Here is a 13,779-nt window from a genome sequence, read left to right as displayed (position 1 = left end):
TCGCCATAGGCGAACCTCCATGTAAAGTGCGCGCATTATCCTGTGATTGACCGCCCCTGTCACTTGGCCGCGCATGAAGCCGCAAAACAGGGTTGTCAGCAGCCTTGCCGCAGGCTCAAACTGGCAGCTTTTCCACGGGTACGCGACCACGCGGCCTGGCCCGCCCAGAGCGCTGGAACACAAAGCGCCAACTGTATCGATCATTCGGGGACCCTGACATGGAACTGGTTGTAAAAAGCGTAGCTGCTGCATCGGTAAAAACCGCCACTCTGGTCGTACCAGTTGGTGAAGGCCGCAAGCTCGGCGCTGTTGCCAAGGCCGTCGACCAAGCCTGCGAAGGTGCCATCAGCGCCGTGCTCAAGCGTGGCGACCTGGCCGGCAAGCCGGGCCAGACCCTGCTGCTGCAGAGCCTGCCGGGCCTGAAGGCCGAGCGTGTGCTGCTGGTTGGCAGCGGCAAGGACGAAGCCCTGGGCGATCGCGCCTGGCGCAAGCTGGTCGGCAGTGTCGCCGGCGTGCTCAAAGGCCTGAACGGTGGTGACGCCGTACTTGCCCTGGACGATGTCGCCGTCAGCAACCGCGACGCCCACTACGGCAAATACCGCCTGCTGGCCGAGACCCTGCTCGACGGCGAGTACGTGTTCGACCGTTTCAAAAGCCAGAAGGCCGAGCCACGTGCCCTGAAAAAGGTCACCCTGCTAGCCGACAAGGCGGGCCTGGCCGAGGTCGAGCGCGCCGTCAAGCACGCCACTGCCATCGCCACCGGCATGGCCTTCACCCGCGACCTGGGCAACCTGCCGCCCAACCTGTGCCACCCAAGCTTCCTCGCCGAGCAGGCCAAGGAACTGGGCAAGGCACACAAAGGCCTCAAGGTCGAAGTGCTCGACGAGAAGAAGATCAAGGACCTGGGCATGGGCGCGTTCTACGCCGTGGGCCAGGGCAGCGACCAGCCGCCACGCCTGATCGTGCTCAACTACCAGGGCGCCAAGAAGGCTGACAAGCCGTTCGTGCTGGTGGGCAAGGGCATCACCTTCGACACCGGCGGCATCAGCCTCAAGCCAGGCGCCGGCATGGACGAAATGAAGTACGACATGTGCGGCGCCGCCAGTGTGTTCGGCACCCTGCGTGCGGTACTCGAACTGCAACTGCCGATCAACCTGGTGTGCCTGCTGGCCTGCGCCGAAAACATGCCGAGCGGCGGTGCTACCCGGCCAGGTGACATCGTCACCACCATGAGCGGCCAGACCGTCGAAATCCTCAACACCGATGCCGAAGGCCGTCTGGTGCTGTGCGATACCCTGACCTACGCCGAACGCTTCAAGCCCCAGGCGGTGATCGACATCGCCACCCTGACCGGTGCTTGCATCGTTGCCCTGGGCAGCCACACCTCGGGCCTGATGGGCAACAACGACGACCTGGTCGGCCAGTTGCTCGATGCCGGCAAGCGCGCCGACGACCGCGCCTGGCAGTTGCCGCTGTTCGACGAGTACCAGGAGCAACTGGACAGCCCGTTCGCCGACATGGGCAACATCGGTGGGCCGAAGGCCGGCACCATCACGGCGGGCTGCTTCCTGTCGCGCTTCGCCAAGGCCTACAACTGGGCGCACATGGACATCGCGGGCACCGCCTGGATCAGCGGTGGCAAGGACAAGGGCGCCACTGGCCGCCCGGTCCCGCTGCTGACCCAGTATCTGCTCGATCGCGCTGGCGCCTGATGCCGTGAGACCGGTGGCGCCATGCGCGCCACCGGCCGGCAGACCCCACCATGAGCAAAGTCGATTTCTACATCCTGCCCACCGATTCCTTGTCGGCGCGGCTCGATTTCGCCTGCAAGTTGTGCGACAAAGCCTGGCGCCTCGGCCACCGGGTCTACTTGCATTGCCAGGACGCCGAGCAGCGCAGCGAACTGGACCAACGTCTATGGCACTTCAAAGGCGAGGCTTTCGTGCCCCACGACCTGGCGGAGCTGCACGCTGATGCCACCGTGGCCTTAGGGCTTGGCGAGGATGCCGGGCAACACCGCGACCTGCTGATCAACCTGGGTGCTGGCGTACCCGCGTTCGTAGGGCAGTTCGAACGGGTTGCCGAAATCGTCGTCGAGGAACCGAGCATCCGCCAATCGGCCCGTGAGCGGTTCCGTTTCTACCGTGAACAGGGCTATGCTCTGCAAGACCACCGCTTACAGCGACTTTGACGACGATGGACAAGCCCTCCCCTTTGCCCGACTCCGCCCACCTGCTCGATGACCTCGAGTCGATCCGCCAACTGCTGGGCGACGCTGACCTGCAACCGCCGCTGCTGACCGAGACGGTGGAACAGATCCCGTTGTTGCTAGACGAGCCTGGCGGCAATGCCGCACCTGCCATCGCGCCTGCCGTCGCTGAACCTGAGGAAGATTCGCAAACCCGCCGCCAGGACACCCTGTTGCACCTGGAAAGCGAGTTGCGCGCGGCAGCGCAGGCGATCATGCAAGACGTGATCAATGACTTCACCCCGCACATCGAGAACGAGATCAAGCGTCGACTGGATGCGCGCATCGAACGATTGATCAAGCGCTCCGAGTAAACCGGCCCCGCGCACGCCCCTCTTCGCGGTTTTACCCGCGAAGTAACCACCGCCCGCCTGCAGATGACAGCCGCGTGTCGCCTGCGGCCCCCACCTTGGTTATACTTCCCGGCTTTCCCGAATAAATGCACAGGGTCCCGCCGCGCATGGATAAGACCTACCAGCCGCACGCCATCGAAACTTCCTGGTACAACACCTGGGAGTCCGAGAACTATTTCGCTCCACAAGGTGCAGGCGAGTCCTACACCATCATGATCCCACCGCCGAACGTCACCGGCAGCCTGCACATGGGCCATGGGTTCAACAACGCGATCATGGACGCCCTGATCCGCTTCCGCCGCATGCAGGGTCGCGACACCCTGTGGCAGCCGGGTACCGACCACGCCGGTATCGCCACGCAGATGCTGGTCGAGCGTCAGCTCGAAGCCAAAGGCCAGAGCCGTCATGACCTGGGCCGCGAACAGTTCCTGGAAAAAGTCTGGGAGTGGAAGGATCAGTCCGGCGGCAACATCAGCCGTCAGATCCGCCGCCTGGGCTCGTCGGTCGATTGGAGCCGTGAACGCTTCACCATGGACGATGGCCTGTCCGAAGCGGTCAAGGAAGCCTTCGTGCGCCTGCACGAAGACGGCCTGATCTACCGCGGCAAGCGCCTGGTCAACTGGGACACCAAGCTGCACACGGCAATCTCCGACCTCGAAGTGGAAAACCACGACGAGAAGGGCCACCTGTGGAACCTGCGCTACCCGCTGGCCGACGGCGCCAAGACCGCCGAGGGCAAGGACTACCTGGTGGTTGCCACCACGCGTCCGGAAACCCTGCTGGGTGATGCGGCTGTCGCGGTCAACCCGACCGACGAACGCTACCAGGCCCTGATCGGCAAGTTCGTCGAGCTGCCGCTGGTCGGCCGCCGCATCCCGATCATCGCCGACGATTATTGCGACCCTGAATTCGGCACCGGCTGTGTGAAAATCACCCCGGCTCACGACTTCAACGACTACGAAGTCGGCAAGCGCCACAACCTGCCGCTGCTGAACATCTTCGACAAGAATGCGATGGTCCTGGCCAGTGCCCAGGCCTTCAACCTCGACGGCAGCGTCAACGAGCAGGTCGACACCACCCTGCCCGCCCAGTACGCCACCCTCGACCGCTTTGTCGCACGCAAGCAGATCGTCGCCGACCTGGACGCCCAGGGCCTGCTGGTCAGCATCGACGACCACGCCCTGAAAGTGCCGAAAGGCGACCGTTCGGGCACCGTCATCGAACCGTGGCTGACCGACCAGTGGTACGTCTCCACCAAGCCGCTGGCAGAGCCTGCCATCGCTGCCGTGGAAGATGGCCGCATCCAGTTCGTGCCCAAACAGTACGAAAACATGTACTTCTCCTGGATGCGCGACATCCAGGACTGGTGCATCAGCCGCCAGCTGTGGTGGGGCCACCGCATCCCGGCCTGGTACGACGAGGCCGGCCAGGTCTATGTCGGCCGCGACGAGGCTGAAGTACGTGCCAAGCACAACCTGGGCGCCGACGTTGCCCTGCGTCAGGACGATGACGTGCTGGACACCTGGTTCAGCTCGGGCCTGTGGACCTTCTCCACGCTGGGCTGGCCGGAACAGACTGAGTTCCTCAAGAAGTTCCACTCCACCGATGTGCTGGTGACCGGCTTCGACATCATCTTCTTCTGGGTTGCGCGCATGATCATGCTGACCATGCACCTGATCAAGAACGAGGACGGCACCCCGCAGGTTCCGTTCAAGACCGTGTACGTACACGGCCTGGTGCGGGACGGCCAGGGCCAGAAGATGTCCAAGTCCAAGGGCAACGTCCTTGACCCGCTGGACATCGTCGACGGCATCACCCTCGACGCCCTGCTGGAAAAACGCACCAGCGGCATGATGCAGCCCAAGCTTGCCGAGAAGATCGCCAAGCAGACCAAGGCCGAGTTCCCTGAAGGCATCGCCAGCTACGGTACCGACGCCCTGCGCTTCACCTTCTGCTCGCTGGCCTCCACCGGCCGTGACATCAAGTTCGACATGGGCCGCGTCGAAGGCTACCGCAACTTCTGCAACAAGATCTGGAACGCCGCCCGCTACGTGCTGGACAAGGGCGAGGACTGCGGCCAGAACGGCGAAGCCTGCGAGCTTTCGCTGGCCGACCGCTGGATCATCTCGCAGTTGCAGCGTACCGAAGCCGAAGTGACCCGCCAGCTCGAGCAGTTCCGCTTCGACCTGGCCAGCCAGGCCCTGTACGAATTCATCTGGAACCAGTACTGCGACTGGTACCTGGAGCTGTCCAAGCCGGTGCTGTGGGACGAGAACGCCCCCGTCGAGCGCGCCCGCGGCACCCGTCGCACCCTGGTGCGTGTGCTGGAAGTGGCACTGCGCCTGGCACACCCGTTCATGCCGTTCATCACCGAAGAAATCTGGCAGCGCATCGCGCCGCTGGCCGGCGTCAAGGGCAAGACCATCATGCTGCAGCCGTGGCCGGTGGCCAACGAAAGCCGCATCGATGCTGCCGCCGAAGGCGACATCGAGTGGCTCAAGGAACTGATGGTCGGCCTGCGCAACATCCGCGCCGAAATGAACATCGGCCCGGGCAAGCCGCTGCCACTGTTCCTGAAGAACGCCAATGCCGATGACCAGCGTCGCCTGCAGGAAAACGAAGCCCTGCTGAAGAAACTGGCCAAGGTCGAGTCGTTCACCGTGCTCGGCGATGCCGACGAAGCGCCACTGTCGGCCACCGCGCTGGTGGGCGATCTGCAGGTGCTGGTGCCCATGGCCGGCTTGATCGACAAGGACGCCGAACTGGCTCGCCTGAACAAGGAGATCCAGCGTCTGCAGGGTGAAGTCCAGCGCGTCGGCGGCAAGCTGTCCAACGCGGCGTTCGTCGACAAGGCACCGCCTGCGGTGATCGAAAAGGAACGCGCCAAGCTGGCCGAGTCCGAACAGGCCCTGGCCAACTTCACCGAGCAGCATGCGCGTATTGCTGCGCTGTAACAATCTGATAGACCGCTGGGGCCGCTTTGCGGCCCTTTCGCGACACAAGGCCGCTCCTACAGGGACGGCGCCGGTTTGAAGGGCGCCGCTATCCTGTAGGAGCGGCCTTGTGTCGCGAAAGGGCTGTAAAGCAGCCCCACGGCCTGCAACACCGGATCCGACCATGACCGAAAAACCCACCCTGCACCCGCGCAACCGCCACCAGGGTCGCTACGACTTCCCCAGCCTGATCAAGGCCCACCCCGACCTGGCCCGCTTCACCATCACCAACCCGCACGGCAAGCCCAGCATCGACTTTGCCAACCCCGAAGCGGTACGGGTGTTCAACCGCGCTCTGCTCAAGGCCCAATACGGCATCCAGCACTGGGACATCCCCGCCGACTACCTGTGCCCACCCATCCCCGGGCGCGCCGACTACATCCACGTGCTCGCCGACCTGCTGGGCGATGACAACGCCGGCGAGATCCCCAAAGGCGCCCAGATACGCGTACTGGATATCGGCGTGGGGGCCAACTGCATCTACCCGCTGATCGGCCACAGCGACTACCGCTGGCGCTTCCTGGGCTCGGACATTGACCCCGTGGCATTGGCTTCGGCCAAGGCCATCGTCCAGGCCAACGGCCTGAACAAAGCCATCAGCTTGCGCCAACAGGCCAACCGCACGCACATCCTCAGCGGCCTGCTGCAGGACGACGAGCGCTTCGACCTGACCCTGTGCAACCCGCCCTTCCATGCTTCACGCGAGGAGGCCACCCGCGGCAGCCAGCGCAAGTGGAAGAACCTGGGCAAGCAGGACCCCAAGCGCAAACTGCCCGTGCTCAATTTCGGCGGCCAGAACAACGAACTGTGGTGCGAGGGCGGCGAGATCCGCTTCGTGACCCAAATGGTCGGGGAAAGCGCGCAGTACGGCGCAAGCGTGCTGTGGTTCACCAGCCTGGTGTCCAAGGCCAGCAACCTGCCAGGCATCGAAGCGGCGCTGAAAAAGGCCGGCGCCAAGGCTGTGCGCATTGTCGAAATGGGCCAAGGGCAAAAGCAGAGCCGCATGGTCGCCTGGAGCTTCCAGGACGACAACGCTCGCCAGGCCTGGCACGCGCGACGCAAAACGCAAGGATGAAAAAAAACCGCGTTCGGGCAAGCCGGACGCGGTTTGGTCAACGCTTCAACAATTACTTGTTGATGGCATCGGTCAGCACTTTGGCTGGGACGAACTTGACGACTTTCTTGGCAGCGATTTCGATGGCAGCGCCAGTCGAAGGGTTGCGGCCGGTACGGGCAGGACGCTCGGAGACTTTCAGCTTGCCGATGCCTGGCAGGGTGATTTCAGCGCCGTTTTCCAGTTGGTCAGCAACGATCTGGCCCAGTTGCTCCAGTGCGTTCTTGGCGGTGGCTTTTGGCGCGGCGATCGACTCGGCGATGTCGGCAATCAGTTGGTCTTTGGTCAATGCCATGGTGATGTTCCTTCCCTATCAAATTCAGTAGTTATGCAGCGAGCTACGACGTGATCGGGCCAGCCCCTGAATTCTGGAGGGCCGCGCCAATTCGGGTATGTAGATACGTAAATCGGCGTTTGGTTCGACACGACGCTAGCGTGCTGCCAGCAATGCGCCACACGAGGGGCGCAAGACCGCGCAAAGCTACCACAGGAATAGATAAATATCCGCTGCGCACATCGATTTAATGCAGGTTTTTCAGGGGTTTTGGCTTAAAACGCAAAAAACTGAACAAAAAACGAACAACCGGCATTTCTGCCAACATCCGGCCACTGCATCGCCTTGTCTCTGGGGTAAACTGGACGACTTTTGCAGCGCGGCCGTGCACCGCCCCAGACTCGCCGAGGACTTCATGCCAATTCGTCATTGCATCGTTCACCTGATCGACAAGAAGCCCGATGGCAGCCCCGCCGTGCTGCATGCACGCGACACCGAGCTTGGCGCCTCCGATGCCATCGAAAACCTGCTGGCCGACCTCAACGACAGTTACAACGCCAAGCAAGGCAAAGCGTGGGGCTTCTTCCACAGTGAGTCGGGCGCCTACCCACTCAGTGGCTGGCTGAAGCAGTACCTGGATGCGGAAAAAGACTTCGCCGCGTTCAGCCGTGTAGCCGTCGAACACCTGCAAAAGCTGATGGAAGAGTCCAACCTCTCCACCGGCGGGCACATTCTGTTTGCCCATTACCAGCAAGGCATGACCGACTACCTGGCCATCGCCCTGCTGCATCACAGCGAAGGCGTGGCAGTGAACGCCGAACTCGACGTGACGCCATCGCGCCACCTGGACCTCGGCCAGTTGCACCTGGCAGCGCGCATCAACCTGTCCGAGTGGAAGAACAACCAGAACTCCAAGCAGTACATCTCGTTCATCAAGGGCAAGAACGGCAAGAAAGTCTCCGACTACTTCCGTGACTTCATCGGCTGCCAGGAAGGCGTCGACGGCCCCGGCGAAACCCGCACCCTGCTCAAGGCCTTCAGCGACTTTGTCGAGAGCGAGGACCTGCCCGAAGCGTCGGCCCGCGAGAAGACCCAGACCCTGGTCGACTACGCCACCAGCCAGACCAAGCTGGGCGAGCCGGTTGCCCTGGACGAGCTGTCCAGCCTGATCGATGAGGACCGCCCCAAGGCGTTCTACGATCACATTCGCAACAAGGACTACGGCCTGTCGCCGGAAATCCCTGCGGATAAACGCACCCTTAACCAGTTCCGCCGCTTCACCGGGCGTGCCGAAGGGCTGTCGATCAGCTTCGAGGCGCATTTGCTGGGGGACAAGGTGGAGTATGACGAAGTGGCGGGCACCTTGATCATCAAGGGGCTGCCGACGCAGTTGGTGGACCAGTTGAAGCGGCGTAAAGATTGATATCGGCGGGGGCGCACTCTAAATCTGATAGGACGCCACCAGCGCCTCCTTGGCCGACTTGCGCAGCCGCTTCACCAGGCGCTCCTGGCGCAACGCTTCGCCTTTGTCCGGCCACTGCTCGACATACACCAGCGCCTGCGCCGGGCTGGTCTTGAAGTAACGCGCGCCCTGCCCCTTCTGATGCGCCAGAAAGCGCCGCTGCGGGTCGTCACTGATCCCGCAGTACAGCGACCCATTGGCCGCACGCACCAGGTAGACATACCAGGGTTTGACGGCCTGATTCGGTACTTCTTCGCTCACGACAGCTGCTCTTTGCGTCACGGAGTGGGTACGTTGCCCTGCTGGTGCTGGTAAGCCCGCAGCCCCTTGAACGCCTGCTGGCGTACCTTGTTCTGCAACAGCGGCGTCCAGCCGAGCAGCACACCTGGCGAGCCCAGTGCCTGACGCGACCAGCGCCAGAGGTCGAAACTGTCGTCATGCTGACAGATCAACCCGTCACGGATGACAAACCGCGCCTGGATATCGTTGACCACGGTGCGGCCGGTCTGGCTGAACAGGTAGCTCGCGACCCAGTGCGCGCTACCACTGTGCGCATCCGCGCGAACGTTGTCGAACTTCAGGGTGAAGCCCTTGGCGCGCGTGGTCAGCATCCGCCACATATCGCAGGCATCCTGACCGCGCAGGGTGCCGAAGACCGGGTCGCTGAACACGATGTCGTCGCTGTAGCAGGCCACCATAGCCTCGGCGTCCAGGCGCTGGAAGGCCTGGTAGAAGCGGGTGATCAGGTCGCGGTTGGCATCGCTCATGAGGGCAGGTCCGTCCTGGGAATAGAAGGATGCAAGATAATCTGCCCGCTGCGCTTGCGCCAGTGCTGGCCCTTTCGCGGGGCAAGCCCGCTCCCACAAGTACTTCACAAACTTCAATTGTGGGAGCGGGCTTGCCCCGCGAAAGGGCCAGCATGGACAGAATCAGCATCAGACTTTTTCGCTGGTCACCTGCACATGCAACGCGCGCCCTGCGCCAAGCCCGAAACCAATAGCACCTATGCCCAGCACGGCAAAAATCCACCCCACTGCCGCCCAGCCACCGGTCATATCGTGCACCAGGCCCACTGCAAACGGCCCCATCGACGCCAGGGTGTACCCTACCCCCTGTGCCATGCTCGACAGGTTCGCCGCCACATGCGCATCCTTCGAACGCAGCACGATCAACGTCAGCGCCAGGGCAAAGGTGCCGCCCTGCCCCAGGCCCAGCAGTACAGCCCAGCCCCACAGCCCTGAAATCGGCGCATACAGGCAACCGAACAGGCCGGCCAAGGTAACCAGCATGACGATCACGATAGCCAGGCGCTGATCCTTGCCGCGTGTTGCCAGCCAAGGCGCACTGAGCGAGCTGACCAATTGCACGATCACCGACCCCGACAACACCAGCCCCGCCTCGGTCGGGGTCAGGCCGCGGCCAATCAGAATCGACGGCAACCAGCCGAAGACGATATAGGCCAGCGATGACTGAAGGCCCATGTACAAGGTCACCTGCCAGGCCAAGGGGTCGCGCCAAAGGCCACGCACCCGATAAGCAACCTTGTGCAGGCCGTGCCCCTGGCGCGCCTGCGGTATCCAGACGAGCATGGCCAGCAGTGCCGGCACCGCCCAGAAGCCTAGCCCCAGCGCCCAACTGCCCTCGTAGCGTTGAGCCAGGGGCACCGTGGCGCCGGCTGCCATGGCTGCGCCCAGGCACAGGGCCATGGTGTACACGCCGGTCAACGTCCCGGCGTGCTGCGGGAAATCGCGCTTGACGATGCCCGGCAACAGCACGCCGATGATGCCAATACTGGCGCCGGCCATGAGGCTGCCCAAGAATACCCCGGCCGTCCCAAACGCGCTGCGCACCACAATGCCCAAGGCCAAGGTGAGGAGAATGCCGAAAATCACCCGCTCACTGCCAAAACGCCGCGCCAGGACCGGCGCCAGCGGCGCAAACAAGCCCAGACACAGCACCGGCAAGGTGGTCAGCAGGCCCGCCTGCGACGCGCTCAGGCCCAAGCCCTCGGAAACCAGGCCGAGTACCGGGGCCATGCTCGACAACGCCGGGCGCAGGTTCAGCGCCACCAGCACCAGGCCCAGCAGCAACAGCCAGGGCCTGCGCAGCAGCACAGGCTGCTGCTGAACCTGCTCGTCATCGGCTTCGGCGTCGATCAACAGTTCGTCGAGTTCCCGCTCGCCGGTGGGGGTGCTACGGGTGATGGATTCAGCCATGGCCTTCTCTGGGTCAGGATTCGATGAGGGTGCGGCTCAGGCGCTTGGCCCGCTCCGCATCACGTTGTTCGATGGCATCGAGGATTTCCCCGTGCAGATCGAACGTGGACTGGCAGCGTGGGACGGTGGTCATGTTGTGTTGCAGCGCTGCCGCTACCACACCGGAGAAATACCGGTACAACTCACTCAATGCAGGGTTGTGGGCGGCATCGACCAGGCGCTGGTGGAACACCAGGTCGCAGGTCACGTAGGCATCGATGTCGCCGTGAAAGTGCCCGGCACTGCCTTCAAGGGCTTCACGCAGCGCCTTCAGGTCTGCGTCGGTGCGGCGCAACGCCGCCAGGCCGATGGCCTCGGTCTCGAGGATATGGCGGGTTTCCCGCGCCTGTTCAGGCGTGCAACGCGACATCGCCTGCACAGCCAACAGCGGGTCCTGCACAGCACGCAGATAACTGCCATCGCCCTGCCTGATCTCAACCAGGCCACTGAACGCCAGCACACGCATGGCCTCACGCACGGTGTTGCGGCTGATGCCCAGCGCCTGGGCCAGCTCAGGCTCGGTCGGCAGTCGCTGCCCTACCTGCCAGTCGCCCTGAAGGATGCGCTCACGCATGCGCTCCACGGCGAGTTCGACCAGGGAACGCTTGGTCAACGCTACGCTCATCACATTCAACCAATCATCCGATGAATTACCGAAGCTTAATGGATGGCGCTCTGGACGGCAAACCACCTGGTATTTCTGCCAGTTGTGAGCAGCGCACTTTATTGCAACGCTCGCTGTACCTTCCAAGGATGCCTCTCCATGCGACCATCAGCCTTGCTTCTGCTGACGTTGGCCTTGCTGGCAGGTTGCGGCCCCGCGCAAAAAGGGCCTGAACCGAAAACCCTGATCGTCGGCATCCAAGGTGTGCAATTCGAACAGTACGAGGCATTGGGCGATGCCACCCACCTGAAGCAACGTCTGTATTACGCGTACACCTATACCGGCGGCATCACCGGCAAGGCCAGCGAGCAGCCCACCCTCAGCGGCCCAGGCTGGGTCACCTTGCTCACTGGGGTCTGGAGCAACAAGCATGGCGTTGACTCCAATGCCGAGTCGCTGCGGGTCGACCCGGCATTTCCCAGCTTGTTCAAGCGGCTGCGTGAGGCACTGCCGACGGCCTACCTCGCCAGTGTGGTGCACAGGTCGCCCATCAACACCGCATTTTTGCTCGAAGATGCCCATGGCAACGATGTGCGCGAAAGCGGCTTGTCCGATGAACAGGTCACCCTGCGAGCACTGCAGATTCTCGGCAGCACGCCTGCCGACTTCACCTTCATTGAGCTGGGCGAACCTGATGAAGCCGGCCACGCTGCAGGCTTCGGCGAGCGCTACCAACAGGCACTGCGCAATGCCGATAACCGGCTGGGGAGACTGCTGGACAAGGTCGACGAACGGCGCCTCAATCACCCGCAAGAAGACTGGCTGGTGATTGTCAGTACCGACCATGGCCGCGACTATCGGGGCAAGGGCCATGGTGGCGTCACCGAGCAGGAAAAGACCACCTTCATCGCCAGCAACAAACCGATGAACGAAGAGCTGACCGAGCCCATCCTCCCAGAAGAAAACCCCGGGCCAAACAACCTTTATTGCCTTGCCGCGCAGACCTCGGTGGCGCCCACCGTCCTGCGCCACATGGGCCAGGCGCTGCAAGCCCAGTGGCTACTGGACGGCCCCCCCCTGCTGGGTAAGGCAGGTGCGCGCAAGGCCAGGGCCGATGAAGCCAATGCGCGTCTACGCTGGCACAGCAGCGCCAAGGGCTACCTGACCATCCTCAAGAACGGGCATGTGGTTGCACAAGTACCGGCCGCGGCCGGGCAATGGACCGACCCGGACGGCATGGATACCGTCAACGACTACGTGCTGGTACTTGATGCCACCCCGGTGGCGGTGCGCAACAGGCCTGCCGGCCAACCCTACAACATCGAGGAAGTGGCCTACTGAACGTTGCGCCCTGAATGAAAAACCCCGCCTGGCAGCCAGTGCCAGGCGGGGTTCGATCAAAGCGGACGGCTGCTTGAGCCTGCCTGATCAGTTCAGCGCATCGAGCAATGCCTGGTTCATTTCCGGGGTACCGATGGTAATGCGCAGGAACTGGGCAATCCGCGCCTGCTTGAAGTGCCGCACGATCACCCCCTGCTCACGCAGGCGCGCCGCCAATTCGGCCGCATCCTGTTGCGGGTGACGGGCGAAGATGAAGTTGGCCGCCGACGGCAGCACCTCGAAGCCCTTGGCAGTCAGTTGCTCGACCAGCACTTCCCGGCTGTCGATCACCTTGCGGCAGGTTTCTTCGAAGTAGGCACGGTCTTCGAACGCCACGGCCGCACCGACGATCGCGGCACGGTCCAGCGGGTAGGAGTTGAAGCTGTTCTTGATCCGCTCCAGCGCCTCGATCAGGTCCGGGTGGCCGACCGCCAGGCCAACGCGCAAACCCGCCAGCGAGCGCGACTTGGACAGGGTCTGGGTGACCAGCAGGTTGTCATAGCGGTCCACCAGGCTGATGGCCGTCTCGCCACCAAAGTCGATGTAGGCTTCATCCACCACCACTACCGAATCACGGTTGGCTTGCAGCAGTTGCTCGACCGCCTGCAATGGCATCAGGCAGCCGGTGGGCGCGTTCGGGTTGGGGAAGATAATGCCAGCGTTAGGCTTGTTGTAGTCCTCGACACGGATCTGGAACTGCTCGTCCAGCGCCACCTGCTCGAAGGCGATGCCATACAGGCCGCAGTAGACCGGGTAGAAGCTGTAGCTGATGTCCGGGAACAACAGCGGCGCGTCGTGCTGGAACAGACCGTGGAAGATGTGCGCCAGCACTTCGTCCGAACCGTTGCCGACGAACACCTGGCCAGGGGTTACCCCGTAGTACTCGGCCACCGCCTGCTTGAGCCGGTCACCGTTCGGGTCCGGGTACAGGCGCAGGTTGTCGTTCAGCTCGCCACGCATGGCTTCCAGCGCCTTGGGCGACGGGCCATAAGGGTTTTCATTGGTGTTGAGCTTGACCAGGCGGGCCAGCTTGGGTTGCTCGCCCGGCACGTAAGGCACCAGGTCCTTGACGAAGGGGCTCCAGAATCGACTCATG

At 63.0% G+C, this 13,779-nt stretch carries 13 protein-coding genes; 7 read left to right on the top strand and 6 right to left on the bottom strand.

Annotation, left to right across the window (positions count from 1 at the left end):
* Positions 1-218: 218 nt before the first annotated feature.
* The 5 genes from LJX93_RS04790 (at position 219) to rlmF (ending at position 6,669) form a co-directional block, all read left to right on the top strand.
* On the top strand, positions 219-1,712 hold the full coding sequence (locus tag LJX93_RS04790) for a leucyl aminopeptidase (protein ID WP_047581429.1): 1,494 nt from the start codon (positions 219-221) through the stop codon (positions 1,710-1,712).
* Between the two features lie 50 nt (positions 1,713-1,762).
* The gene (locus LJX93_RS04785; protein WP_047581428.1) at positions 1,763-2,191 is read left to right on the top strand and encodes a DNA polymerase III subunit chi; all 429 of its coding nucleotides are present in this window, start codon (positions 1,763-1,765) and stop codon (positions 2,189-2,191) included.
* Positions 2,192-2,196: 5 nt separating this feature from the next.
* On the top strand, positions 2,197-2,562 hold the full coding sequence (locus LJX93_RS04780) for a DNA polymerase III subunit chi (RefSeq protein WP_227696795.1): 366 nt from the start codon (positions 2,197-2,199) through the stop codon (positions 2,560-2,562).
* A gap of 146 nt (positions 2,563-2,708) precedes the next feature.
* A complete protein-coding gene (locus LJX93_RS04775) occupies positions 2,709-5,555 on the top strand; it encodes a valine--tRNA ligase (protein WP_047581425.1) in 2,847 nt (948 codons plus the stop codon).
* Positions 5,556-5,718: 163 nt separating this feature from the next.
* Complete coding sequence (gene rlmF / locus LJX93_RS04770) at positions 5,719-6,669, top strand: 23S rRNA (adenine(1618)-N(6))-methyltransferase RlmF (RefSeq protein WP_227696794.1); 951 nt, start codon at positions 5,719-5,721, stop codon at positions 6,667-6,669.
* A 52-nt stretch (positions 6,670-6,721) separates the two neighbouring features.
* Here rlmF and LJX93_RS04765 read toward each other — a convergent pair whose 3' ends face one another.
* Positions 6,722-7,003: an HU family DNA-binding protein gene (locus tag LJX93_RS04765; RefSeq protein ID WP_003255106.1), complete on the bottom strand. Its 282-nt coding sequence runs from the start codon at positions 7,001-7,003 to the stop codon at positions 6,722-6,724.
* 394 nt (positions 7,004-7,397) lie between these two features.
* On the opposite strand from LJX93_RS04765, the gene yejK reads away from it, so the two are divergent.
* Complete coding sequence (gene yejK, locus LJX93_RS04760; RefSeq protein ID WP_033701074.1) at positions 7,398-8,405, top strand: nucleoid-associated protein YejK; 1,008 nt, start codon at positions 7,398-7,400, stop codon at positions 8,403-8,405.
* 18 nt (positions 8,406-8,423) lie between these two features.
* On the opposite strand, the gene LJX93_RS04755 is transcribed toward yejK, so the two are convergent.
* The 4 genes from LJX93_RS04755 to LJX93_RS04740 form a co-directional block, all read right to left on the bottom strand.
* A complete protein-coding gene (locus tag LJX93_RS04755) occupies positions 8,424-8,705 on the bottom strand; it encodes a GIY-YIG nuclease family protein (RefSeq protein ID WP_033701075.1) in 282 nt (93 codons plus the stop codon).
* Positions 8,706-8,722: 17 nt separating this feature from the next.
* A complete protein-coding gene (locus tag LJX93_RS04750) occupies positions 8,723-9,211 on the bottom strand; it encodes a nuclear transport factor 2 family protein (protein ID WP_033701076.1) in 489 nt (162 codons plus the stop codon).
* A 168-nt stretch (positions 9,212-9,379) separates the two neighbouring features.
* Positions 9,380-10,660 carry a CynX/NimT family MFS transporter gene (locus LJX93_RS04745; protein WP_033701078.1) on the bottom strand — a complete coding sequence of 427 codons (1,281 nt, stop codon included), beginning with the start codon at positions 10,658-10,660 and terminating at the stop codon, positions 9,380-9,382.
* Positions 10,661-10,673: 13 nt separating this feature from the next.
* Entirely contained in the window at positions 10,674-11,324 is a 651-nt protein-coding gene (locus LJX93_RS04740; protein WP_033701080.1) for a FadR/GntR family transcriptional regulator, read from the bottom strand.
* A 138-nt stretch (positions 11,325-11,462) separates the two neighbouring features.
* Between LJX93_RS04740 and LJX93_RS04735 the strand changes: the two genes are divergently transcribed.
* Positions 11,463-12,644, top strand: a complete 1,182-nt coding sequence (locus LJX93_RS04735) for an alkaline phosphatase family protein (protein WP_033701081.1) — start codon at positions 11,463-11,465, stop codon at positions 12,642-12,644.
* Positions 12,645-12,731: 87 nt separating this feature from the next.
* On the opposite strand, the gene hisC is transcribed toward LJX93_RS04735, so the two are convergent.
* On the bottom strand, positions 12,732-13,778 hold the full coding sequence (hisC, locus tag LJX93_RS04730) for a histidinol-phosphate transaminase (protein ID WP_156310381.1): 1,047 nt from the start codon (positions 13,776-13,778) through the stop codon (positions 12,732-12,734).
* Position 13,779: the final 1 nt, after the last annotated feature.

It is taken from the genome of Pseudomonas sp. HN2-3 (genome assembly GCF_020691745.1).
Taxonomy (GTDB): Bacteria; Pseudomonadota; Gammaproteobacteria; order Pseudomonadales; family Pseudomonadaceae; genus Aquipseudomonas; species Aquipseudomonas capeferrum.
This window is presented reverse-complemented; position numbering and strand designations above follow the sequence as displayed.